At 61.3% G+C, this 22,703-nt stretch carries 20 protein-coding genes and 1 pseudogene; 6 read left to right on the forward strand and 15 right to left on the reverse strand.

Annotated features, from left to right (window positions below):
• Nucleotides 1-66 precede the first annotated feature (66 nt).
• A complete protein-coding gene (pcrP, locus tag GDH07_RS08395) occupies nucleotides 67-687 on the reverse strand; it encodes an HAD superfamily inactivated hydrolase PcrP (protein WP_152897122.1) in 621 nt (206 codons plus the stop codon).
• 191 nt (nucleotides 688-878) lie between these two features.
• Here pcrP and GDH07_RS08400 point away from each other — a divergent pair, with 191 nt between their 5' ends.
• Nucleotides 879-1,565 (forward strand): MlaA family lipoprotein, encoded by a 687-nt coding sequence (locus GDH07_RS08400; protein WP_031321331.1) that lies wholly within the window; start codon nucleotides 879-881, stop codon nucleotides 1,563-1,565.
• A 79-nt stretch (nucleotides 1,566-1,644) separates the two neighbouring features.
• On the opposite strand, the gene GDH07_RS08405 is transcribed toward GDH07_RS08400, so the two are convergent.
• Nucleotides 1,645-1,944: a PilZ domain-containing protein gene (locus GDH07_RS08405; RefSeq protein WP_085597084.1), complete on the reverse strand. Its 300-nt coding sequence runs from the start codon at nucleotides 1,942-1,944 to the stop codon at nucleotides 1,645-1,647.
• A 273-nt stretch (nucleotides 1,945-2,217) separates the two neighbouring features.
• Between GDH07_RS08405 and rssB the strand changes: the two genes are divergently transcribed.
• Nucleotides 2,218-3,399, forward strand: coding sequence for a two-component system response regulator RssB (gene rssB / locus GDH07_RS08410; RefSeq protein ID WP_031321348.1), 1,182 nt, complete (start codon nucleotides 2,218-2,220; stop codon nucleotides 3,397-3,399).
• Nucleotides 3,399-3,881 carry an anti-sigma factor antagonist RssC gene (gene rssC / locus GDH07_RS08415; protein ID WP_022643406.1) on the forward strand — a complete coding sequence of 161 codons (483 nt, stop codon included), beginning with the start codon at nucleotides 3,399-3,401 and terminating at the stop codon, nucleotides 3,879-3,881. The genes rssB and rssC overlap by 1 nt, the downstream gene beginning before the upstream one ends.
• A 75-nt stretch (nucleotides 3,882-3,956) precedes the next feature.
• Here rssC and tal read toward each other — a convergent pair whose 3' ends face one another.
• Both tal and dusA read right to left on the reverse strand, forming a co-directional pair.
• Nucleotides 3,957-4,883, reverse strand: coding sequence for a transaldolase (gene tal / locus GDH07_RS08420; protein WP_022643376.1), 927 nt, complete (start codon nucleotides 4,881-4,883; stop codon nucleotides 3,957-3,959).
• A 178-nt stretch (nucleotides 4,884-5,061) separates the two neighbouring features.
• Nucleotides 5,062-6,072: a tRNA dihydrouridine(20/20a) synthase DusA gene (gene dusA / locus GDH07_RS08425; protein ID WP_152897123.1), complete on the reverse strand. Its 1,011-nt coding sequence runs from the start codon at nucleotides 6,070-6,072 to the stop codon at nucleotides 5,062-5,064.
• A gap of 93 nt (nucleotides 6,073-6,165) precedes the next feature.
• On the opposite strand from dusA, the pseudogene GDH07_RS32475 reads away from it, so the two are divergent.
• A pseudogene (locus GDH07_RS32475) lies at nucleotides 6,166-6,318 on the forward strand (site-specific integrase); the annotation flags it as partial.
• 15 nt (nucleotides 6,319-6,333) lie between these two features.
• On the opposite strand, the gene GDH07_RS08435 reads toward GDH07_RS32475, so the two are convergent.
• On the reverse strand, nucleotides 6,334-7,221 hold the full coding sequence (locus GDH07_RS08435) for a serine hydrolase domain-containing protein (protein WP_152897369.1): 888 nt from the start codon (nucleotides 7,219-7,221) through the stop codon (nucleotides 6,334-6,336).
• 211 nt (nucleotides 7,222-7,432) lie between these two features.
• On the opposite strand from GDH07_RS08435, the gene GDH07_RS08440 reads away from it, so the two are divergent.
• Complete coding sequence (locus GDH07_RS08440; protein WP_053138678.1) at nucleotides 7,433-7,915, forward strand: hypothetical protein; 483 nt, start codon at nucleotides 7,433-7,435, stop codon at nucleotides 7,913-7,915.
• Between the two features lie 96 nt (nucleotides 7,916-8,011).
• Here GDH07_RS08440 and GDH07_RS08445 read toward each other — a convergent pair whose 3' ends face one another.
• The 9 genes from GDH07_RS08445 to GDH07_RS08485 form a co-directional block, all read right to left on the reverse strand.
• A complete protein-coding gene (locus GDH07_RS08445; protein WP_152897124.1) occupies nucleotides 8,012-8,515 on the reverse strand; it encodes an SPOR domain-containing protein in 504 nt (167 codons plus the stop codon).
• A gap of 138 nt (nucleotides 8,516-8,653) precedes the next feature.
• Nucleotides 8,654-9,532: a glycosyltransferase family 2 protein gene (locus GDH07_RS08450; RefSeq protein WP_343038196.1), complete on the reverse strand. Its 879-nt coding sequence runs from the start codon at nucleotides 9,530-9,532 to the stop codon at nucleotides 8,654-8,656.
• A gap of 1 nt (nucleotide 9,533) precedes the next feature.
• Nucleotides 9,534-10,637, reverse strand: a complete 1,104-nt coding sequence (locus GDH07_RS08455) for a glycosyltransferase family protein (protein ID WP_053138688.1) — start codon at nucleotides 10,635-10,637, stop codon at nucleotides 9,534-9,536.
• Nucleotides 10,634-12,718 carry a glycosyltransferase gene (locus GDH07_RS08460; protein WP_152897126.1) on the reverse strand — a complete coding sequence of 695 codons (2,085 nt, stop codon included), beginning with the start codon at nucleotides 12,716-12,718 and terminating at the stop codon, nucleotides 10,634-10,636. Before GDH07_RS08460 ends, GDH07_RS08455 begins: the two co-directional genes overlap by 4 nt.
• A gap of 13 nt (nucleotides 12,719-12,731) precedes the next feature.
• Nucleotides 12,732-13,760 (reverse strand): class I SAM-dependent methyltransferase, encoded by a 1,029-nt coding sequence (locus GDH07_RS08465; RefSeq protein WP_343038197.1) that lies wholly within the window; start codon nucleotides 13,758-13,760, stop codon nucleotides 12,732-12,734.
• 38 nt (nucleotides 13,761-13,798) lie between these two features.
• Nucleotides 13,799-15,979, reverse strand: a complete 2,181-nt coding sequence (locus tag GDH07_RS08470; RefSeq protein WP_152897127.1) for a glycosyltransferase — start codon at nucleotides 15,977-15,979, stop codon at nucleotides 13,799-13,801.
• Nucleotides 15,972-16,664, reverse strand: coding sequence for a 2OG-Fe(II) oxygenase family protein (locus GDH07_RS08475; RefSeq protein ID WP_152897371.1), 693 nt, complete (start codon nucleotides 16,662-16,664; stop codon nucleotides 15,972-15,974). Before GDH07_RS08475 ends, GDH07_RS08470 begins: the two co-directional genes overlap by 8 nt.
• Nucleotides 16,665-16,781: 117 nt before the next feature.
• Nucleotides 16,782-19,304 (reverse strand): polysaccharide pyruvyl transferase family protein, encoded by a 2,523-nt coding sequence (locus GDH07_RS32820; protein WP_152897128.1) that lies wholly within the window; start codon nucleotides 19,302-19,304, stop codon nucleotides 16,782-16,784.
• The gene (locus GDH07_RS08485) at nucleotides 19,294-20,106 is read right to left on the reverse strand and encodes an ABC transporter permease (RefSeq protein WP_246195911.1); all 813 of its coding nucleotides are present in this window, start codon (nucleotides 20,104-20,106) and stop codon (nucleotides 19,294-19,296) included. The genes GDH07_RS32820 and GDH07_RS08485 overlap by 11 nt, the downstream gene beginning before the upstream one ends.
• A gap of 490 nt (nucleotides 20,107-20,596) precedes the next feature.
• Here GDH07_RS08485 and GDH07_RS08490 point away from each other — a divergent pair, with 490 nt between their 5' ends.
• Complete coding sequence (locus GDH07_RS08490) at nucleotides 20,597-22,153, forward strand: GGDEF domain-containing protein (RefSeq protein ID WP_031321354.1); 1,557 nt, start codon at nucleotides 20,597-20,599, stop codon at nucleotides 22,151-22,153.
• A 3-nt stretch (nucleotides 22,154-22,156) separates the two neighbouring features.
• On the opposite strand, the gene GDH07_RS08495 is transcribed toward GDH07_RS08490, so the two are convergent.
• Nucleotides 22,157-22,681: a GNAT family N-acetyltransferase gene (locus GDH07_RS08495; RefSeq protein WP_152897129.1), complete on the reverse strand. Its 525-nt coding sequence runs from the start codon at nucleotides 22,679-22,681 to the stop codon at nucleotides 22,157-22,159.
• Nucleotides 22,682-22,703 lie beyond the last annotated feature (22 nt).

Raw genomic sequence — 22,703 nt, forward strand, 5'->3', positions numbered from 1 at the left:
ATGCCCACGGGATTTAGATTAATCCACCCGCAAGCGCCGTGCATGATCTTGATCAACAGGCGTATTTCAGGGTTTTTCGCCCTTGAGCCTTCGCAGCCCGATGTCCTCCAGGCAGGTGGCCAGCTCACCCAGGTGGTCGATCACCGAGTGCACCCCCAGGCCGAACAATTGCACCGTCGCCTTGCCGCGCTTGAGTTCGCGCTCCTGCTGGCTCAGGGCCTGCCACTCGCTGGGAGGCAGGCCGCACAGAGAACCGCAGGACGCGAGGCCGATAGTCCACAGGCCGGCATTCAGCCCCGACTGCAACAAATGCGGTTCGCCACTGACCAGTACGCAACCGTCCAGGCCCTTGACCTTGAGCGCCATCAAGGCCTGCCAGCAAGCGTCGGGAGCGGGCCAGGGGATTGTGGTTGCTGGGGCCGGCTCGATCCATTCCGGCAGCGCAGCGGCCAATTGGCGAGTGCTGGTGTCGGGCAGCTGTTCCAACCAGGCACAGGGTATGCCCTGTCGTTCCAGGTGCTGCAGGCTTTCCAGGGCGCCGGGCGTGGCCTGGAGTCGTTCCGGGGTGGGTTGCCATGCCGTTTGCAGGCGTGACAAGGCACCGAAGTCCACCAGGCAGCCACTGAGCCCGAAAAGCACCGCGGTCAGGGGGCGGGAGGGTTGGGCTGGGGTGTCGAGGTGGGGCATGGCGGCGTCCTTGAAGTGCCTTCCGAAACTAGCGGCAGAACATGACATCAAGGTTACAGCCAGGTGAATACCCAGCCGATTCGTTCGTGCGGCTTGCGTCGATGCTGCCTAAAGCGGCACATCCGTTTTATACTCCGGGCCTAACCTCAGGGCATGACCCCATGAGAGAACAAGCCGAGGAGTTTCCTGCGATGCGCTGGAGCCGTTATCTAGTTCCACTATTTATGAGTGCCGGCGTGACGCTGGCTCCCCTGGCCGTCCAGGCGGCGGAGGAGGATCCGTGGGAAGGCGTCAACCGCCCGATCTTCACCTTCAACGATACCTTGGACACCTATGCCCTGAAGCCATTGGCCCAAGGCTACCAGGCGGTCACGCCGCAATTCCTGGAAGACGGCATCCACAACATGTTCCGCAACGTCGGTGACGTCGGCAACCTGTTCAACGACATCCTGCAGGCCAAGCCCCATGCCGCCGGTGTCGATACCGCGCGCCTGCTGATGAACACCACCCTGGGCCTGGCCGGCTTCTTCGATGTCGGCACCAAGATGGGCTTGCAACGCAACGATGAAGACTTTGGCCAGACCCTGGGTCACTGGGGCGTGGAGAGCGGTCCCTACGTGATGCTGCCGTTGCTGGGGCCGAGCACCCTGCGTGATGCGCCGGCCAAGTTCGTCGACAGCTACACCGCGCCTTATCGCTACATCAATGATGTTCCGGCGCGCAACATCGCCATGGGCGTGAACGTGGTCGATACCCGTGCCAGCCTGCTGGCGGCGGACAAGCTGATTCGCGGCGACAAATACACCTTCATTCGCAATGCTTATCTGCAGAACCGCGAGTTCAAGGTCAAGGATGGCAAGGTCGAAGACGATTTCTAGTCTTTGGAGGGTCTTGCGTTAGCGAAAAGGCGGCCATCAGGCCGCCTTTTTCATTGGCTTGTTTTCATTGCAGGAAGGGTTAGTTCATTTTAAGGATTGTAAGGCCAAGTTTCTGCCCTCCACCGTCCAGAGGCTTGATCCACACCACCTCGGTATCCGCTTCCAGTCCCCGGAGCGCCGTGTGCTCGGAATCGATGCGCACACTCAATTGATCGCCGATCTGGAACGAGCGCGGGGCCTGGACTTGCATGCCGCCGCTGGAAAGGTCGATGCAGACCGCTTCGATCACCTGTCCCTGGTGGATCAGCGTGATCTCGGCATCTACCCGCATGCGGATGTAATCGCGCTTTTCGCTATAGTCACGCTGATTCTGATTCATGGGGTCCATCCTGCAATTGAGTTGCGGTTTTGACGGTTTTTATAACTCTCGGTGATTTGTGGTGTAAAGACGCCAAGCGACCATCGGCATGAGCTTGAAACGCCCCGCGGATGGGAGTACCGTCTGCGCCTTAGAAGGGCACCTCTGACGGTCGGGCGTGCAGGATTCAAGATCCTGGCCTTGTCGGAGTGGCTAGAAAGCGAATCCAGTAGCGTGCCTCAGGCCCATGGCCAAGTCAGCTACGCCAACCCAATTCTGGCGCCGTTTGCCCACATGCAAAAAACCAGTGCCACGCTGCTGATAATCGATGACGACGAAGTAGTACGCGCGAGTCTCGCGGCCTATTTGGAAGACAGTGGCTTCAGCGTACTGCAGGCTGCCAATGGCCAGCAGGGTCTTCAGGTATTCGAGCGCGATAAACCCGACCTGGTGATATGCGATCTGCGCATGCCGCAGATGGGCGGCCTCGAACTCATCCGTCAAGTGACCGAACTATCGTCGCAAACCCCCGTGATCGTGGTTTCAGGCGCTGGCGTGATGAACGATGCGGTAGAGGCCCTGCGCCTGGGCGCGGCGGACTACCTGATCAAGCCCCTGGAAGACCTGGCGGTACTCGAGCATTCCGTGCGTCGGGCCCTGGATCGTGCCCGCCTGCTGCTGGAGAACCAGCGCTACCGAGAAAAGCTCGAAGCGGCCAATCGTGAGCTGGAAGCCAGCCTGAACCTGCTCCAGGAAGACCAGAACGCCGGGCGCCAGGTGCAGATGAACATGCTGCCTACCAGTCCCTGGTCGATCGACGCGTTCAACTTCGCTCACCAGATCATCCCGTCGCTCTACCTGTCGGGGGATTTTGTCGACTATTTCCGCGTGGACGAGCGCCGAGTGGCGTTCTACCTGGCGGATGTCTCCGGTCATGGTGCGTCTTCGGCCTTCGTCACCGTACTGTTGAAGTTCATGACCACGCGCCTGTTGTTCGAGTCCAAGCGCAACGGCACCTTGCCGGAGTTCAAGCCGTCGCAGGTGCTGGGCCATATCAACCGGGGCCTGATCAGTTGTAAGCTGGGTAAACACGTCACGATGGTCGGTGGAGTCATCGACGAGGAGACTGGTTTGCTGACCTATAGCATTGGCGGGCACCTGCCGTTGCCGGTGTTGTATACACCAGACAGCGTGCGCTATCTGGAAGGGCGCGGTCTGCCGGTAGGTCTGTTCGACGAAGCGACCTATGAGGACCACATCCTGGAGTTGCCGCCGGTATTCAGCCTGTCGCTGATGTCCGATGGCATCCTGGACCTTTTGACCGAGCCTACACTCAAAGAGAAAGAAGCGGCCTTGCCTGAACGGGTGAAGGCTGCGGGCGGCAGCCTGGATGGCCTGCGGCAAGTTTTTGGATTGGCCACGCTAGGGGAGATGCCGGATGATATCGCCCTGTTAGTGTTGAGCAGGAACCTTTGATGAGTACCGGTAGAATCCAGTTCGCCGAGCAGGACGGCACCTTTGTCCTGAAATTCGTCGGTGAAGTGCGCCTGACCCTGTGTTCGGCGTTGGATGCGACTATTGAGCGGATCTTCACGGCGCTGAACTTCTCGGCGATCGTGATCGACCTGACGGAAACCCGCAGCATCGACAGCACCACCCTCGGCCTGCTGGCCAAGTTGTCGATCCTTTCGCGGCAGAAGGTCGGCCTGTTGCCCACCGTCGTCACCACCCACGAGGACATCACCCGGCTCCTGCAGTCCATGGGATTCGATCAGGTGTTCAACATCGTCGATCGCCCGGTGCCTTGTCCGGAGTGCCTGACCGACCTGCCGTCCCAGGACCAGTCGGAAGAAGTGGTGCGGGTCAAGGTGCTGGAGGCGCACAAGATCCTCATGGGGCTGAACGATTCCAACCGTGAAGCCTTTCATGACCTGGTGAATGCCCTGGAGCGTCACTGACCGCTTGAAACCGGGCGATAAAAAAGGGCGAACCTGTGAGGGTTCGCCCTTTTTGCGTTCATGCCTTTCGTTCACTCAAAGCTTGGCAGTCAGCAGTGCCTCAAGCTTCTCCTGGTCACGGGCGAACTGGCGAATGCCTTCGGCCAGTTTTTCGGTGGCCATGGCGTCTTCATTGGATGCCCAGCGGAACTGCGCTTCGTTGAGGCTCTGGCGAGCTTCACCGGTCTTGCCCGGGCTCAGCTTGCGCTCCAGCTTGCCGGTGTCGGCTGCCAGTTTCTCGATCAGGTCCGGACTGATGGTCAGGCGATCGCAGCCTGCCAGTTGCTCGATCTGGTTGAGGTTACGGAAGCTGGCGCCCATGACCACGGTCTTGTAGTCGTTGGCCTTGTAGTAGTTGTAGATACGGGTTACCGACTGCACGCCGGGATCGTCGGAGCTGGTGTAGTCATTGCCGGTGGCCTTCTTGTACCAGTCGTAGATCCGGCCCACGAATGGCGAGATCAGGAAAACCCCGGCATCGGCGCAAGCTACTGCCTGGGCGAAGGAGAACAGCAGTGTCAGGTTGGTCTGGATGCCTTCGCGCTCCAGCTTCTCGGCGGCCCGGATGCCTTCCCAGGTGGAAGCGATCTTGATCAGCACTCGATCGCGACCTACGCCGGCTTTCTCGTACAGGTCGATCAAGCGATGGGCTCGCTTGAGCATGGCATCGGTATCGAAAGACAGGCGGGCGTCGACCTCGGTGGAGATCCGGCCCGGGATCACCTTGAGGATCTCCTGGCCCACGGCAACGCCAAAACGGTCGCTGGCCAGGCCGACATCACCCTTGCAGTCGCTGACGCTGGCGCCGAGCAGGTCGGCATAACCGGGAATGGCCGCGGCCTTGAGCAGCAGCGAGGGATTGGTGGTGGCATCCACCGGCTTGACCCGGGCGATGGCATCGAAGTCGCCGGTGTCGGCCACCACGGTGGTGATTTTCTTCAGTTGTTCCAGCTTGGAAGTCATGAGCGTGCTCTGTCCTATGGGTCTGATGACATTACCCGAGCGCTGGCAGGCGCTCAAGGGCGCGGAATGCTTGCAATGGCCCCGAAAACCATGACCTGGAAACAGGTGTTTGAATGTCGGGGCATGGTCCAGATAAATACGATGCCAAAACCCGGGTCAGGTTCAACCCGGCTGACGCCTAGCGTCCTTCCAGCAATTGGCCGGCCTGGTCCAGCAGCGCCAGCGGATCCTTGCTCTTGTGGATATCCACCGACAACAGCTGGCGGAACTTGCGAGCCCCGGGAAAGCCACTTCCCAGGCCCAGGACATGGCGAGTGATGTGGTGCATCGCGCCACCGCTGGCCAGGTGTTCGGCAATGTAGGGTCGTAATTGCGCCAGGGCCTCGGCCCGGGAAATCACCGGCGCGCTGCTGTTGAACAGTTGCTGATCCACCTCCGCCAGCAGATAGGGGTTGTGGTAGGCCTCGCGGCCCAGCATCACCCCATCGAAGGTCTGCAGATGTTCATGACAGGCCTCCAGGGTCTTGATCCCGCCATTGAGGATGATCTCGAGCTGCGGGAAGTCCGCCTTCAATTGGGCTGCCACTTCATAGCGCAACGGCGGGATCTCGCGGTTCTCCTTGGGCGACAGACCTTCAAGGATCGCGATCCGGGCATGTACGGTAAAGCTCGTACAGCCGGCCTCATGCACCTGCCCAACGAAATCGCACAGTTCTGCATAGCTGTCCCGGCCGTTGATACCGATCCGATGCTTGACCGTCACCGGAATCGACACCGCGTCGCGCATCGCCTTCACGCAGTCGGCCACCAGCGCCGGATGAGCCATCAGGCAAGCGCCGATCATGTTGTTCTGCACGCGGTCGCTGGGACAGCCGACGTTGAGGTTGACCTCATCGTAGCCATGCTCCTGGGCCATCCGCGAGCAGGCGGCGAGGTCCGCCGGAGTGCTGCCGCCCAACTGCAGCGCCAGCGGGTGTTCGGACTGGTGATAACGCAGGAAACGCTCATGATCGCCGTTGAGCAAGGCGCCCGTAGTGACCATCTCGGTATAGAGCAGGGTGTGCTTGGACAGTAGCCGCAAAAAATACCGGCAGTGCCGGTCCGTCCAATCCATCATCGGTGCAACGCTAAACCGCCGGGACAGCGTAGGGCTTGAGTTTACTGGGGCTGTAGCTGAATTCTGGACCATTTTGCTCTACGTGTTTCCGGTGTGTTTTGGGGCGTTTCTTGGCGTTCTGCAGTACGAAGGCTCCTTCAGGAGCTGGTACATACCACATCGGATATGGCGACTATCCGGGCAAGAAAACTGGCAGATGGGAAGCTGAGCTATACCGCTCGGATCCGCATCAAACGAAATGGATTGCAAGTTTACCAAGAGCGCCAGGTCTTCGCCTGTAAACAGCTTGTCCAGGTCCGGATACGCAGGCAGGCAAGCTGCACAGGCTCCGATTCAGCATCCTCGTCGTAGGACCTGTACCAGTCGTTCAGCCACCTGGGTTTCTACCGCGCCTTCGCTGGCGCCTGCTGCAAAAGCGGCGCAGCAAGCCGATGTGTTGCCATCGCCGATTCGATAAACCGCGATCACGCTGCCTGGTCCGCAGCCTGTGTGCCCGCCAAGCAAGAAACCGCCCTCGATTGAGCCCTGCATAAGACCCAGGCCATAGCCGGGCTCGATCCATGGTCGCCCTGGAATCGGGCCGCCCAATGTTCGAACTGTCTGCATTTCCTGAAGCAGACCCGCTGAGAACAGCTGCCCGGAGAGCAAGCGATCCAAGAATAGCGCCGCTTGCGAAATCGGCCCGATCAGCAGGCCGTGATAGACCCAGGCGGGGTCATAGTTCGACGCGTTTCCTGCAGCCGTTACCTGTAGATCCGCTGCTGTTTTAGCGAAACGGACATTCGACACTCCCAGGGGCGCCAGTACACGTTGAGTGACCGCATCGCCCAGTTCAAGGTCGGTCACCCGCTCAATCAGCCTGCCCACCAACAGATAGCCAAGGTTCGAGTATCGCCAATGGGTGCCGGGAGCGTATCGGAGTCGAGCCCCGTCAAGGCGTTGCAGCATTTCCGCAGCTGGCCAAGCTGGTTCATTGTGGGCAACGGCGGCGTGATACTCCGCCAGCTCGCCATAGTCGGCCAGACCTGCTTCATGGCGTAGTAGCTGGCGTAATGTGAAGACTCGCTCGGGAACAGGGGAGTCCAGTTGCAACAGCCCGTCACGCACCAAAGACAGGGCGGTCGCCGCCAGGACTGTCTTGGTGAAGCTCCACCAGGGGACGATCAGCTCCGGGCCATCAGGCGTGGCAGGCTTACCATTTGCTATGAGCGAGCTGAACATGGATTTCCTTGGTGTTGAGCGGTTCGACAAAATACCCCATGCACGCTCATTGCCCGAAGACCCGCGATCCAGATAGGCGCTGGCAACGGACAAGCGATCAAGCCCATCCTCGATATACGCTAACGGCAACTGGCTAGCATGGACGCGGCGTTGTGGCTGAGCCAAAGTTCCGTCGTTTTCCCCTACGCCACATGCACATGGAGTGAATGTCATGCCTTCGATCAAGCTCGCCAGCCTCGCCATCGCCGTCATGGCCCTCACGGCCTGCGCCGTGCCTGGCAAAACCAGCAACCAGGACAATGAGGTCAAGCTCGCCGCGCAACGGTTGATTGGCCAACCGGCCAAGAAAGCCTTCGAGTTGTTCGGCAAACCCGACCAGGGCATGGGGCCTTCATCCTACGGCAGTGGTGGTTTCTATGCCTGGAACCGGGTGCAGACCCACCTGGGGCCCGACAAGGTGTTCGTACAGACCGGTACCGAGTATGTCGGCCAGCGCGAGACCTTGGTTGGTGTCGGCGGCCAGGGTGTCAGCGGTGTGATGCCGGTGAGCAGCGAGGCCGTCTATCGCAAGACGGGGTACTACGAGAACCAGACCGTGCTGGACTACTTCTGCAGCATCACCCTGTATACCGACAGCAAGAACATCATCACCGACGCCAGTGTGATCGATTGCCAGAGCCCCCAGCGGCGCTAGGTACTGTACCCAGGATTGTCCGAGGCAGGGTCATCGGTGCGTTCCGCCAGATCCGGCCTACGGGCTCCATCTCCAGACAGATCGATCCCGGTCTTGCTACCTCTTCACCGACCGCCATGTCACCAGGCCATCCAGGCCATGGCTGGATTTCAAGTACCTGAGCACGTTCTGTGCCTCGGCCTTTTCTTCAAAGGGGCCTGCGAAGGCATGCGGTGCCTCGTCGAGAATCGTCGGCAGATCGATCAGCACCATCTGTGCTGTCAACTGGGCGAAAGCTTCATCCGTAGGGGCAGTGAAACGCACCACCCAGCCGCTGCGATCCTCCAGAGCGATAGGTTCCACTTCGTTCCCGCAGTGCTTGCATCGTGTGGCTGCGGCCTGAATGGTCTCAAGGCACATCGGGCAGGGCCGCAGATCCTCGTGCACCAGCGCGTCGATGCCAGTCTTCGCTACTCGTGGCAATAGCAGTACGGCGGCCAGGGCGAGCCCTGGCAAGAAGAGAGCAATGGCCAGCCATCGAGGACCTGAGCGGCCGCGGGTGTTCGCGGCGTAGGCGGTCATGCCCATGAGCAGGAGCCAAGTGAGAAGCAGGATGTTCATTGCGACATTCTTGTCTTGAGGATTGAATTCAAAGATACGAAAGATGATGGGGGCGCACTCTATCAGCAAAAGATCGGCTTAATACGCGTGACTCTGCTGCAGGTAACGACCTTGTGAGAACGAGGCTGCGCAGATGAATCATCTGGCGTCGAAGACTTTCCCAAAGCGTTTCATCATGTGGTAACCCACCATGAAGCCAAATCTCATCCAGACGCCTATGCAGATGCCCCAAGACAAGGGCGAGGGGTAGTGCTTACGAAAGAACTTGCCATAGAAACGGAGCATGCCTCGGTGTTTGTGCCACTCGACAAATATCGGACGAGCCCGACTGCAGGCGCCCCAGGCGTGGAAGATCTTGACCTGTGGTACAAAGCAGACTTTCCAGCCTTCCAGGCGAAAGCGCATGCACAGATCGAGGTCTTCGCAGTGCAGGAAATAACCTTCATCCCAACCCCCAACGCTGTCCAGCGCTTCACGCTTGACCAGCATGCAGGCACCGGAAATGGCCTCGACGTTCATCGGTGCGCAAGGCAGTGCCTCTCGGTGCAGCAGGTAGTCGGAAAACCAGCGTGGCGACACTCGAGCCAGCCCCGACAGATTCAAGGCGCGCACCACTGCTCGACGCGGCGTGGGAAACACCCTGCGGCCCCCGGGTTGCTCACTTCCATCGAGATTGCACAACTGGCCGCCTGCCATGCCTCGCTCCTTGGAATGGGTCAGGGCTTGGAGCATGCCAGCGATTGCACCAGGCTGCAGTACGGTGTCCGGATTCAGGAACAAGATGTACGGCTGCAGGCATTGTTGTGCGCCAAGGTTGCAGGCTGCGGCGAATCCGATGTTGTTGCTGTTGCGCAGTATGACCAGGCGTTCGTGGCTGCCATGACAGATCTCCACCCTGCGCAGGCTATCGTCGTGGGAAGCATTGTCGACCAGAACCAGGCGACCTGCATTCTCTGCCAGCACCGAAGCTATGCACTCCTCAAGCAGCGGGCCGGCATTGTAGTTGACGATCACCACGTCACAGGATCTCGGCATGGACCACCTCGAAGCGTTTTGCCCACGAATTGTTCTCGCGAAACGCAAGGGTGTTGCCTTTGGGTTCACTGAAGTCCAGAGCTTGTCGAGCGACTTGAGTGATGTCCCGGACCTCGTCGCAGAGGAATACTCCCGAAATATCCCGGCGGTTGGTCATTTCTCCGAATGCACTGCTGACCACCGGCAAACCCAGCGCCCGGTACTCGTAATACTTGATCGGATCGACGAAGCGAGTGAGATCGTTGCGCTTGAAGGGGATCAGCCCGACAGCGAATTCGGTCATGGCTTGCAGCGCATCGGCGTGGGACAGCGCCGGCAAAAGACGGATGTTGGTCGCCAGGGAGGTTGGCGCAGCGCCATATTGAGGGCCGATCAAACGTACTTCGGCATCAGGAAAGGCCAGTGCCAGAGCCTGCACGAAATCCCAGTCGAACCATTTGGCCAAGGTTCCGACATAACCGAATACGGGCGCAGCCACCGCGCTACCGGAGCGACGCAGCCCCAGGGCGGGCAAGCGTTCGGTGGCGCAGGCATTGAGCAGCAATTGCGTGTGGACCCTTTGTCCTTGCCAATAGCGTTGCAAAGCCGAGCAGGAAGCCAAGGTGATGTCCACGGCCCGGGCGGTTTCGTGTTGGCGGCGACTCATGGAGCGGCGTGACCAGCCCCGGTAGAAGGCCGGTACGTTATCCATGACGTCGTAGAAACTGCTGGCGAAAATCGGTTCACGCAACAACTGCAGGGCCAGCCTGGACGGCTTGCCTATGCCCAGCAGCGTGATGCCCTGGGCGAAATCTCGCACCTGGCGCACCAGGCCGCGCCAGAGCAGGCTGTTCAACCATCCCGATCCGGGCAGCGGCTCTATCGGCAGGGCCCGCGGACTGGCCAGCGTCAGCCAGGCGGGCTGCGGCTCACGCGGCCCCTGGGGCGGGCGTTGGCCGAGCAGGTCGGAGATTCCCGGCAGGCGCGTGGGATACGGTTCGACCCATAGCACCTGAGCCCGGGTCGCCGCGTGAAATTGGCGGACCAGTTCATGGGGACGCTGGGCAAAACTGTGCCAACTGACGGGTGAAAGGTAGACCAGCCTCATGACTTCTCCCGGGACACATGGGGTACCCAGGAGCGCTCCCACTTGGCTTCGTAAAGCGCCTTGTTGCGATTGAACAGTTGCTGGCGTTGGCCCTCGGGCATCCGATCGAACGACGCGGACAGGTGGTGGTGGATGAAGACGTCCTCGACGAAAGCACAAGACAACCCGATCTGCTCCACCCGCCGGCAATAATCGTCATCTTCGAAGAATCCCAGTCCGAAGGCCTCGTCCAGCGGGCCAACGCGCAGGTAGGTCGAGCGCGACAGCATCACGGCGAAGAAACCCAGGGTAGCGCAGGGCACCAATTGGCCGATGTGGCGCCAGGTGTATTGCCGGGCACAAGCGGGCATTTGCCCGAGGGTCCGGTAGCCGATGTCGATCCTGGCCTCGTTGCCGATGTTGTTGGTCACCGGCCCGACCAGGCCCAGCCCGGGATTGCGTTGCAGGTGCCGGCGCAGGCTCTGGGCCCAGCCGCAGGTGACCTGGGTGTCGTTGTTGAGCAGCGCCAGGTACTCGCCCCGGGCCCTGGCCAGGCCCTGGTTATTGGCGGCGGCGAAGCCCAGGTTGCTGGAATTGAGGATCAGCTGGTGCCCGCCGCTGGCAGCCCACTGTCGCAGGAACTCGACGCTGCCGTCGCTGGAGGCATTGTCGACGACGATGAGCTCCAGCTCCCGACCCAAAGGATCGGCGTCCAGGCTTGCCAGGCAGTCGCGGGTGAAGGCGAGGTTGTTACAGGTCACCACGATCACGCTGATCAGCGGTTGCGCTTGGGGAGTCTCGGCCAGGGCCAGCAGCGTCCGTACTCTGTGGTTCCAGGTCTGCTGCCGGGCGAAGTCCTGGCGTTGCCGAGCCGCCTCGGTCGGTTCGGGCTCGTCCAGGGCTTGGGCGATGGCGGTGATGAAGGATTGCGTATCCCCGGCGATCCTTACCAGAGGAGCCAGTTCATGCAGCTCGGGCAGGTCCACCGTGACTACCGGCTTGCCTGCACTCAGGTACTCGTAGACCTTCACCGGGTTGGTGGCCAGGGTCAGTGCCTGGATCCGGAACGGCAGGATGCACACGTCGAACGCATGCAGATAGGCGGACAGTTGTGTATAGGGGATTTCGCCGGTCAGCCTGACATTGGCGTGGCTGCGCAGTCGTGAGCCGACCTTTGCCGTGTCTGCGCCGATCAACAGCACTGTGCAATCGGCGAAGGCCTGGGCGATGGTCGATACCAGTTGCACGTCGAACCAGTCGGCCAGCGCACCGTAATAACCGATCACCTTGCGGCCGCTTGGGTCCCGGTGGCAGTGACGGGGAGCCTTGGAGAAATACTCGAAGTCGGCAGCGTTGCGTAGCAGGGCCTGTGGGCTATCGGCAAGGGTCGGACACTGTTGCTTCCAGTGCTGCGCGAGCCACTCCGAGGTGAAAAGGGTCAGGTCCGCCTCGCCCAGCAGTTGCTGCTCCAATGGCAGCAATCCATGGGCATTGTTGCCAAAGCCCTGGTGATGGTCCATGCAGTCATAGACCAGGTGATTGTTGGGCAGCAGCCTGGCTACCGGAAACCAGAATGGGTGCTGGACCAGCGAGACCACCCTTGGTGCGTCCACCCAGCCGAGGAACTGGCCCAGGCTGCGGCACAGCTGCCGGATCGTCCCGGCGTCGGGCGGGTCCTGATAGATCACCGGCGCCTTGCAGGCGAACAGCCGTACCTCGAACAGCCGGCCCTGACGATCCAGGGAGCGTACGCTGAAGCCATCACGCAGGTCGTCTTCCAGGCTGGCTGCGATATAGAACACCCGCCGCCCCGCAAGGCTCAGGCCATGGGCCAACTGTTGTGGGCGTTGATAACGCAAGTCCCAGTCGATGGCGCCCCACACCAGGTAGTCGGGCAATTGCGTTGGTGCTGCCGGTACCAAACCTGGCGCGGGGACGAACGGCCGGCTTGCCTGCTGGTAGCGGCGCAGCGCACGCCAGGCTGGCAGCCAGGCACTGCGGTACAACCGTCGAACCAGGGCCTGTACCGACGCCGGTAGCGGCAGGCGACGATAGGCGCTGCGTAAATGCTTGAGCAACGCAAGGGATGCTGTTCGACTCATCAACAGGCTCTCGTCACGGACGACTTCCATGGGCGGCGCCCCAAGGTTTTGGGGTTGCGGCGACGATCGCGAAATCACTGTGCAACGTCCCCGACTCGATCAAGCCGTCTTCGATGTCGAAGAGCATCTGCAGGATTCGCATTGCTTGCGGGTTGTCATCTCGGAAGTTGCCGGCAATACCATGCAGCAAGAATTGCAGCAGGGTGCCGCCACAGGCATTGAAGGCGCGGATATCGAAATGCTCCTGGACCACCCGCAGGATGTCCTGGGAGCGCACGGCTTCCGAAGGGTCGACCTTCACCACCTCCAGTGGATCGGGCAGTGGCACCTGGTTTTGCACCTGGCCATGGGAGCCCTGGACGAAAGAGTGACGCATCGAGGGCGGAATCAGGGCGAAGGCATGGCTGATGGCCGCGCACTGGATTTCGTCGAAGGCGAAGTGGTTGGCGCCCAGGTATTCATTGAGAAACAGCCAGCCGTCGGGCTTGAGTGCCTGGCGAACATTGGCGCAGACGCTTTCCAGTTCGCGGATATGGTGCATCGAGCCGTTGAACCAGACCGCGTCGTAATGGGCACTGGGCAGTGCCGTACGCTCGATATCGAGCAACTGGTAGTCGATGCTCCCGGCGCCCAGGGCTGTCGCCTGGGCCCTGGCGGTATCCAGGGCCGCCGGCGCGATGTCCAGGGCGTCGCAATGCTGGAATGCCTTGAGGTTGTACAAGTCGCGCTCCAGGTCTCCGGTACCGCAGCCGACGCTGAGCATGCGGGCTACGGGCAGGCGGCCGCCGAGAAAGGTATCCAGGCAGTAGGACACCCAATAGTCATGGCCGCTTCCCGCCGTGGCCTTCTGTTGGTGACGCCGCTGGATGGCCGGCACCGCACGCCAGTAGACGTCCGCGGAAAACGGGTCCGAGCCGGCCTGGTTCTGCGACCAATGTTCAGCGGTCCGGGCCTTGCGCCGCTGCTCTTCGGTCTCATTGACCGGGGCTTCAGTGGTGGATGCGACCTGCCCACTGAGTCTGTTGATGATGTTCTTCAGCACGCTTGGCCTCTTGTTCTGGTTAGAGCCGATTCATGGGTTCAGTCAGTGAACCTGGATTTCGGAGCGTCCGTTTCCAGCTCCCGGCGCAGTGTGTTGTGAGGTTTCCAGGCACCCCACTTGCTTTCGAAATAGGCCTGGTTCCTGTCCCACAAGCGCTGGTACTCGCCCGTTGGGATCAAGGCCTTGAACGAGGCCTGGCCGTGGTGGTGGATGAAGGCGTCTTCGGCGCAGACCGTGCGCCAGCCCGCGGTCTGTACCCGGCGGCTATAGTCATCGTCCTCGAACATGCCGATGCCGAAGGTCTCGTCGAGCCAGCCCACCTGTTCCAGCACCTCGCGGCGCAGTGCCACGCAGAACATGGCGAGCATCGGGATATCGAAGCAGCGTCCGCGATACTGGCTCTCGCGGCGGTCGGCGAAATCTTCCAGGCCATCGAGTCGCTGATAGTCGATCCGGACCTTGGCTTCGTTGCCCACCGCATTGGTGGTGGGGCCCACCAGGCCAATCCCGGGGTCGGCCAGGTGGCGCAGCAGGGGCGTCAGCCAGCCCCTGGGGACTACGGTGTCGTTGTTGAGCAGTACCAGGTACTCGCCACGGGCGCGCCGCAGCCCCTGGTTGTTGGCGGCGGCGAAACCGAGATTGCGCCGGTTGAGCACGATGTTCACCCGCGGCTCGGTACGGGCCAGGTAGCGCAGGTAGTTACGGGTGTCATCGCCGGAGGCGTTATCGACGATGATCAATTCCAGATTGGGATAAGCACCGTTACCCAGCAGGCTGTCGACGCAGTTACGAGTCAGCTGGACATTGTTGTAGGTGACGATCACCACTGACACCTTCGGATACAGCGCCACCAGCGCGTCGCGGGTGGTCTCGAAGCGTTGTCTCCAGTCGTTGGCCCGGGCCAGTCCGATACGCTGCTCCCAGAGCTGAGAGTCGGTTTCCTCCAGGGCCTTTTCGATCTGGGTCACGAAGCTTGGCGCGCCTTCGGCGAAGTACAGGTAGGGTGCGTAGAGCTGCATTTCCAGGAGCGGCACCGAGACCACCGGTTTGCCGGCGCTGATGAATTCATAGAATTTCACCGGGTCCACGCAATGGGTCATGTCGCTCAGGTGGAAGGGAATGATGCAGGCGTCGAACCGATACAGGTACTGCGGCATCTGGGCGTAGGGCTGGCGCCCAGTCAGGTGTACGTTGGGCAGCCGATCGAGGCCGGCGAGGTCGCTGACGAACACGTCGCCGACCAGCACCAGGTTCCAATCCGGGCGTTGTCGAGCGATGGTGGCGACCAATTTCAGGTCGACCCACTTGGCCAGTCCACCATAGAAACCGATCACCGGTCCCTGCAGTTCGGCAAGCAGGGTGTTGGGCGTGCAGTGGCGAGCGAAGAATTCAAAGTCCACGCCATTGCGTACCAGGACGCAGCGACGGCTCTTGCCGACCCACTTGTCATGCAGCATCGAAGCGCTGACGGTGACCAGGTCGGCCTGCGCCACCAGCACCTGTTCCTTGGCCAGCAAGGGGGCACCGATGTTTGGGAAGCCCTGCCACTCGTCCATGCAATCGTATTGCACGAGCCAGCCCCGGGTCTGGCGCAAGTGCAGGGCCAGGGTCGTCCAGTAGGGCAGGTGGACCACCGATACGGCAGCCTTGATCCGAAAATCGGCAGCCAGGGCCTGTAAGGACTCGGTGTTGCTACATAGATTGTCCGGGGTGATACAGGTGGCGTAGTGGTCCTGGGACGCATGCCCGTGCAGGTTGACTTCGAAGACTCTCGGAGCCACTTCCCGCAGCTGGTACGGCTGTTCCAGGGTCGGGCTCAGGACGATATAGAACACCCGGTAGCCATGGGTAGCGAATTGCGTCATCAACTGCTGGGGGCGCTGGAACCTGGCTGACCAGTCGATATTGGCAAAGCACAGCAGGTCGAATGGTCCCGGGCTCGGCAAGGCTGATGGCTCGTTGGCGGGGGGCGGGACAGGTTCCGATACAGGGCTGGATCCCAGCCATTGCGGGCTCGGCTCCATGGGCAGCGGATATTCACTGCCGTTGCCAACGGCTCCGTGGCGCAGCAGTTGCCAGAGCATCCGCAGTGGACGAGTCAGGCGCCAGGAACGCGAGCGCCGCATGTGCTCGATATGCGCCAGGGCGGCATCGCGCTCGGCGATCGCCAACGCATGCTCGTGGCCGGCTGTTGCTGGGGGCGATCCTGGCTTATCCATGTGGGCTTGCATAGGTGTGCAGGGGCGTCTGGTCATTCGCGGGCCACATGGAGCTCTGCGATCCCGGCCGGTAGAAGGTCACGGTCATGCTTCGTCGCGAGGTCCGGCAACTGTCCACCACCGGCGAGACCGCATGCCATGAACTCTGGCTTCGCACCAAGAGCGCTGAACTGCCCACTAGCGGCGGGATCACTGCGACGACGTCTTGAGGGTCCGCCGAGCGCAGAATGTTCAGGCAACCGCCATCCTCGACGCTCCACGTATCGTTGAAGTAGAGGATGTGCGTGACCAGCTTGTCGTCCAGGTCCAGGTGTGGACCCAGGCAAGCCTGGGGGCCGTAGTGGAAGACGTTGACCTCCATCGGTGCCGTACGCAGGTCCATGTCGGCCAGCATCGACAAGGCCAGGCGATAGGCTGGCCGGGTCAGTTCGGTGGCCAGTTGCAACCAGCTCGGGCTCAAGCCCTGGGCGTGGACTATACGTCCGGTACCCAGCTCCACTAGCTGTCGTGCCTGGTATTCGTAGTCCTTTTCCCCGCCATAGCCGGATACCCGCTTGAACGCATCGTGGGGGTAGCTGGCCGCCAGCGTGGCGGCGTCTTCGGCCGAGTACAGGCCATCGATCCGGCCCCAGCGAAAGGGCTGCTGGTGCAACGGTTGGTGGGCGAGCATCTTCAGGTCCAGCAGCATGTTCTTCCTCCTTGAATCCATGTCATGTGCGATGCAGTGTTGCGGTGCCACGCAAGGAGCCGGTGTGCACGGCCAGTCACATTCGTCGCGGGACTGGTCCGTGGTTGGCCATCGTCATTCCTGGAACTGTTGCAGTTGTTGCATTTGCCGACGCAGGTCATCCAGTTCGGCGCGTTGGCGCAGGCACTCCTCACGCCAGTCCTGTTGTTGGTCTTCCAACTGGTTGGGCAGGTCTTGCCAGAGCCGGTTCATCCATTGTCGGGTGGGGCGGCGCCCTTGACGGATCAGCTCGGCTACCCTGTCCCAGTGTTCGCGCAACTGTTCCCTGGCCGCTTCCAGGCGGGGGCAGGGGGATCGGCGTCGCAGGCGTTCGAGGAACCACTCCAGGGCAATGGGCTCGGCGCTCGGCAATGGGTAGATGCCCTGGTAGTCGAGCAGGGCGCTGTACTTGCCCAAGTGCAGGTTGGCCGAGCTGAAGATGGGGACGCCGAAGGCCAGGGCGGTGATCGCCAGGTGATAGCTGTGGCCGATCACGCCTTCGGCATGTCCGAGAATTTCCGCCAGCAACAGCGGCGATGGCCAGTAGGGCAGGGTCACCGCTCGCGGTAGATCGTCACCAAGGATCGATTCGTGGTCACCCAGCACCGGGCCAATGGGCAGGAGCAAGAGTTGCCATTGCTCCAGGCCGGCGCCCTGGGCTCTCCACAATTGCAGGAAGTTCTCCAGGCCGGTGATCGCGTGTACCACCAGGTATCGCTTGCCCAGGCCCGCCCGCTGGCACAGCTGGCGATACTCGGCCGAGGGGCGCTGCAGGTCGATGAGGTTGGCCAAGCCGAAAGCGGTATCCGGCAGTACCTCCACCTGTGCCTGTTCGCTGAGTGCCGACAAGGCCTCTCGGGACAGGGTGTCGCGTACCCGTACATGGGGGCTGAGTTCCAGGGACAGTCTGAGTAGCGGTCGGGCCCAGGACGGAATCTCGTTGCAATGCATGCCCGGGGCGTTCCAGATCAGCGGCACATCGTGCTGCAGGGCCAGGAGGGCAGGAGAGAGCCAGTAACCGGTGGGGTGATGGATCTGCGGGGTTGGCGGGTAATAGCCGACGGCCACCAACTTGTCGAAGCGAATGATGAAACCACCTCCGATCAGTACTCCATCCAGGCTGTCCACCAACTCGGGCAACTCGCTTACCGAGGTCACGTCGTAGGGCCAGCGCGGTGTACTGCGCTGATGGTAGGAGAAGGCGCGCAGCTGTACCGCCCCCAGGCGTGCCTGCAGTTCGTGCTCGGCGATGATGGGGAACAGCAGGTCGCCGTAGTTGGCTACATCGAAAGTGCCGAAGATCGCTACCTGCCAAGGTTTATCCGTTGGGCGGGGGGCGGGCCTGGCGATATTCGGCGGTTCTGGCTCGACGGCTCGGATATCCAGGTCGACGAGGCCGAGGAAATGCTTGTCCCCCGGCAAGATATCGAAAGCCAGCGGCGCTACCTGCTTTTCGATCAGTTGGGACGTTTCCTCGGTTTCCCCATTCATCAGCTTGAGGGTCACGTGATAACGCCCGGGTGCCAGGTTGGCGGTGAAGCTCAGGCGTGTACTGGCGCTACACCAGCCTTGCTGCGGGGCCTGGCATGCCAAGGCCACGTTGGCTCCTGCGACCACCAGCAATCGCGCTTCCTGCACAGTCAGGCTGAGATTGGGGCGCGCGATCTGGTCGCTGACCGTGGCATGGACCTCGATCTCCACTGGGTCGCCATGGACAAAACTGCAGTATGAGGTCCCCGTGGCGCTGAACAGCGCCGAAGCGATCTGGCCCTCGTTGGTGCCGAAGGCGATGCCCTGGCCTTGGCCAAGTGCAGGCTTGGTGGTGACCTGGATCGTACCGGCGCTGGCCCCGCGTCGTTGCTCGTCGCGCATGTCCAGCAGATAGAGTTCCGCCACTTCCTCCGGAGCACCACTGGCACGGACTTCGCCGTTGCGCAGGTACAGGGCACGGTTGCAGAATCGTTTGACCATGCTCATATCATGGGATACGAACAGCAGCGTGGTGCCCTGGCGGACCAGGCGCTCGAGGCGTTCCAGGCACTTGAACTGGAACGAGGCATCACCGACGGCCAGTGCTTCGTCGACGATCAGGATATCCGGTTCGACGCATATCGAGACAGCGAACGCCAGGCGTATCAGCATGCCGCTGGAGTAGGTCCTGGTAGGTTGGTCGATGAATTCGCCGATGTTGGCGAAGGCGGTGATCTCCTCGAAGCGCGCTTCTGTTTCCCCGCGTGTGAGACCGAGCACCGCAGCGTTGAGGTAGACATTCTCGCGACCAGTGAACTCCGGGTTGAACCCCGATCCCAGTTCCAGCAGGGCGGCGATTCGTCCGTGGCTGGTCACGCTGCCCGAGGACGCGCCGACGATACCGCAGATCAGTTGCAGCAAGGTCGATTTGCCGCTGCCATTACGGCCGATGATGCCCAGGCTCTCGCCCCTGCGTACCTCCAGCGAGACATCCTTGACCGCCCAGAACGGGCGATAGCGCTGCCTGCCGTTGGGTAACAGCATCTGCAGCAGACGATCCCTGGGATGGCTGTAGACCTGGTAGCACTTACCCAGGCCCTGGGTCTTGATCACCAGTTCAGAGCACATCGGCAAATCCCTGGCGCGTTTTCTGGAACCAGGCCCACCCGAGGACGGCGACGACGCAGGCAGCAAGCATTTCCCCGAGCCACAGGCCAATGCTGGGCACTACCCCCCATATCAGTACTTCTCGGGACGACTCGATCACCAGAGCCAATGGATTCAGGTAGAACCAGGGCTGGAAAGCAGTCGGCAGGGCGGTCACGGGATAGAAGACCGCCGAGAGCATCAGCAAGGCGGACATCAACACTCCGATGACTTGGTCGATGTCCCGCAGGTAAACCCCCAGGGCGGCCAGGAACCAGGACAAGCCCAGGGCAAGCAGCACCAATGGCAATAGCACCAGGGGAAGCAACAGGGCGGTCGGGGGAGGCAGGCCAAAGACCAGAAGATAAAAGCCCAGCCAAACGACCATGCCCATCAGCAGGTGGAACAGTGCGGTTCCAAGGAGCACCAACGGCAGAATATCGAGAGGAAACAGCAGTTTCTTCACATAGTTGCCGTGGTTGAGGACCAACCTAGGTGCGCGGCCGATGCAGTCTGAAAACAGGTTGAAGACCAGCAGGCCAGTGAATACCAGCAAGGCGAACTGGCTGGTGGAGTCATTGCTGCCTTCCCAGCGCACCTTGAACACCATGCTGAACACAAAGGTATACACCAGCAGCATGAGTAGTGGATTGAAGAAAGACCAAAGTAGTCCGGCAGTCGAGCCGCGATAACGACCCGCGATTTCACGTGAGATCAGTGCCCGTAATAATTCGCGATGACGCCAAGGCCAGACGTCCGTGACCTCTAGTGTATTTCCAGCCAACTTCCACTCCTTGGCGGCCAACTATTCCAGCATCACGATTTGCCCGACCAGGCGGTTCGGGGAAATGGGTCGATGTGTTGGGTTCGGTACAGTTATTTTTGGAATTGTTTATAGACCAGAATTTCCCACATCGAAGGTGGGGAAATGATTCTTTCTGATAAAGGGAATGCTAGTAAAGAGCCATCAGCAGAAAATCTCCAGACTATGGCTGTTTGGCTGGCTGGTCAGTTTGTGGCCGGTTGGTTTAGGAGAGCTGCATCGGGTGGGGGACGTTGTGCGATACTGCGCCGCCCCAGCGGTCGTCGGCCAAGACGCATACCGGAAATACCGCCATGGCGATCTATGCTTCAGGCATTGCCAGTCGCTGCCGATAACCCTCGATGTGCCGATCCGCTCGCCTCCCAGCCGGTTGCCGCGTATGCGGGCCGGCCAAGACAACAACAAAGGGATTTGCGTCGCAAATTACGCCTTTTCCCGTCAGGACGACCCATTGCCTGTCCCCATATACGATGTAAATGCCCCTGGTGGCACCTTGAAACGCCTGCCCTTGCTCAAGGCGGCAGTAGGTTTCATCTCCATGGTTTTCCTCTGCCTGTGCGGCTTGCTGTACTTGCAGCTGGAGCAGTCGTGGCGCCATGACCTGGCCCAGGCCGAGGTCAACTCCACCAACTTGACCCAGGCCATGGCCCAGCAGGCCGAAGACACCTTCATGGAGGCCGACCTGGTGCTGATGAGCCTCTCCGAATGGATCGAGGCGCTGGGCGAGGGGGCGGAGCAACGTCAGCGGCTGCAGAAGATCTTCGCCCGGCGGGTGCTGGCCCTGAGTCAGCTCAGCGGGGTATTCCTCTATGACCGGCAGGGCCAGTGGGTAGTCAGCTCTTTCAACGATTCACCCCATGGCAAGGACGTGGCCGATCGTGATTACTTCCGTTTCCACCAGCAGAACGCTTCGTTGCAGGCCCATATCAGCCCGGCGATCCGCAGTCGTGCCAATGGCGAATGGATCATCCCGATTTCCCGCCGCATCAACGACGAGGCTGGGAACTTCCAGGGCGTGTTGATGGCCGGCATCAAGCTGACCTACTTCGACCAGTTCTTCAAAAGCTTCAATATCGACGAGCAGGGGACGATGTTCCTCGCGCTCTCCGATGGCACCCTGATCGCCCGGCGGCCATTCGAGGCTCGCCAGGTCGGGGCTTCGCTGTCCCGGGGCGAGATCTTTTCCAAATACCTGCCTGAAGCCCCGGCAGGCAATGCCATGATCACCTCGATCGTCGATGGAGTGCCGCGCCTGTATGGCTATCGCCAGTTGCAGGCGTACCCGTTGGTGGTGGCTGCCGCCAATTCCAAGGATTCGATTCTCAAGGGCTGGTATGCCTCGGCCTACCAGTCGACGGCCATCGTCGCCCTGGTGTTGCTGGGAGTCGGGTTGTTCGGCTGGGTCTTCGTCAACCAGGTGCGCAACAACGAACGGATCGAGGCCGACTTGCGCGAGGCACAAGAGGCGCTGGAGGTGATCGCCACCCATGACAGCCTGACCGGCCTGGCCAACCGGCGCTTGTTCGAGCGGGCCCTGGTGATCGAGTTCGGCCGAGGGGCCCGGCAGAGTAGTCCGCTGGCCCTGATCATGGTCGATATCGATTACTTCAAGCGCTACAACGACACCTACGGCCACGTTGCCGGCGACCACTGCCTGACGCAGGTGGCCCAGGCGCTGCAAGCCTGCTGCCAGCGCCAGGCCGACCTCGCGGTGCGCTACGGTGGTGAGGAGTTCGCGGTGTTGCTGCCCGACACCGATATCCACGGTGCGGTGGCCATGGCCGAGCAGATCCGCCAGAGCGTCATGGCGCACAACATTCCCCATAGCGGTTCGGCGGCCGGTTGCGTGACGGTCAGCCTGGGTTGCTATGCCTTCGTGCCCAGCGGCCGCGACAGTACCGAGGTGTTCATCGAGCGGGCGGATGCGGCGCTGTATCAGGCCAAGGCCACGGGGCGCAACCGGGTCTCGGCGCTGTCCGCCCAGCCACTGCAGCGTTCCGATCGCTGAGCCTTACCAGGCCTTGCAGAACACCTGGTTGCCATAGCTGTTGCCGCCGAACTCATAGCTCGTGACACCCACCGCGTCATAGCCCTGGGCCAGGTAAAAGGCCAAAGCCGGCTGGTTGCCCTCCCAGGCGCAGAGCCACAGGCAGCTGGCGCCACGTCCCCGGGCGAGGTTTTCCGCCTGGCGCAGCAGGGCCTGGCCGATGCCTTGACGCTGGGCATGGCGCTGGACGTACAAGCGCACCAGTTCCATGCCGTCGGCCAGTTGTTCCAGGGGCGGGCGGGTGCCGCTGGCGGCGAGCTCGGCGAACCCCTGCAGGTGCCCCTCGCGTTCGGCCAGCAGCAGGATTCGCCGGGGATCGGCCAGGCGTTGGCGGAACTGCTCCGGGGCGTAGACGTTCAGGGCCTCCTCGGCCAGGTCGGCACGCATGCCATCCAGGGCGTAGGTATCGAAGAAGACCTGGATGGCCAGGCCGCCGAGGCACAGGGCGTCCTCGTGGCGAGCATGGCGAAAGGTCAGGGTGGTGGGCATGACTGCATCCTTGTAGTTGATT

The sequence above is a fragment of the Pseudomonas piscis genome (assembly GCF_009380155.1).
Taxonomy (GTDB): domain Bacteria; phylum Pseudomonadota; class Gammaproteobacteria; order Pseudomonadales; family Pseudomonadaceae; genus Aquipseudomonas; species Aquipseudomonas piscis.

Coding starts and splice junctions, on each gene's coding strand:
- GDH07_RS08495 (WP_152897129.1), bottom strand. CDS start 22,681: ATGCCCACCACCCTGACCTTTCGCCATGCTCGCCACGAGGACGCCCTG.
- GDH07_RS08445 (WP_152897124.1), bottom strand. CDS start 8,515: ATGAACATCCTGCTTCTCACTTGGCTCCTGCTCATGGGCATGACCGCC.
- rssB (WP_031321348.1), top strand. CDS start 2,218: ATGCAAAAAACCAGTGCCACGCTGCTGATAATCGATGACGACGAAGTA.
- GDH07_RS08470 (WP_152897127.1), bottom strand. CDS start 15,979: ATGGATAAGCCAGGATCGCCCCCAGCAACAGCCGGCCACGAGCATGCG.
- GDH07_RS08455 (WP_053138688.1), bottom strand. CDS start 10,637: ATGAGGCTGGTCTACCTTTCACCCGTCAGTTGGCACAGTTTTGCCCAG.
- GDH07_RS08440 (WP_053138678.1), top strand. CDS start 7,433: ATGCCTTCGATCAAGCTCGCCAGCCTCGCCATCGCCGTCATGGCCCTC.
- GDH07_RS32820 (WP_152897128.1), bottom strand. CDS start 19,304: ATGTGCTCTGAACTGGTGATCAAGACCCAGGGCCTGGGTAAGTGCTAC.
- dusA (WP_152897123.1), bottom strand. CDS start 6,072: ATGGTCCAGAATTCAGCTACAGCCCCAGTAAACTCAAGCCCTACGCTG.
- pcrP (WP_152897122.1), bottom strand. CDS start 687: ATGCCCCACCTCGACACCCCAGCCCAACCCTCCCGCCCCCTGACCGCG.
- tal (WP_022643376.1), bottom strand. CDS start 4,883: ATGACTTCCAAGCTGGAACAACTGAAGAAAATCACCACCGTGGTGGCC.
- GDH07_RS08400 (WP_031321331.1), top strand. CDS start 879: ATGCGCTGGAGCCGTTATCTAGTTCCACTATTTATGAGTGCCGGCGTG.
- GDH07_RS08435 (WP_152897369.1), bottom strand. CDS start 7,221: ATGTTCAGCTCGCTCATAGCAAATGGTAAGCCTGCCACGCCTGATGGC.
- rssC (WP_022643406.1), top strand. CDS start 3,399: ATGAGTACCGGTAGAATCCAGTTCGCCGAGCAGGACGGCACCTTTGTC.
- GDH07_RS08405 (WP_085597084.1), bottom strand. CDS start 1,944: ATGAATCAGAATCAGCGTGACTATAGCGAAAAGCGCGATTACATCCGC.
- GDH07_RS08460 (WP_152897126.1), bottom strand. CDS start 12,718: ATGAGTCGAACAGCATCCCTTGCGTTGCTCAAGCATTTACGCAGCGCC.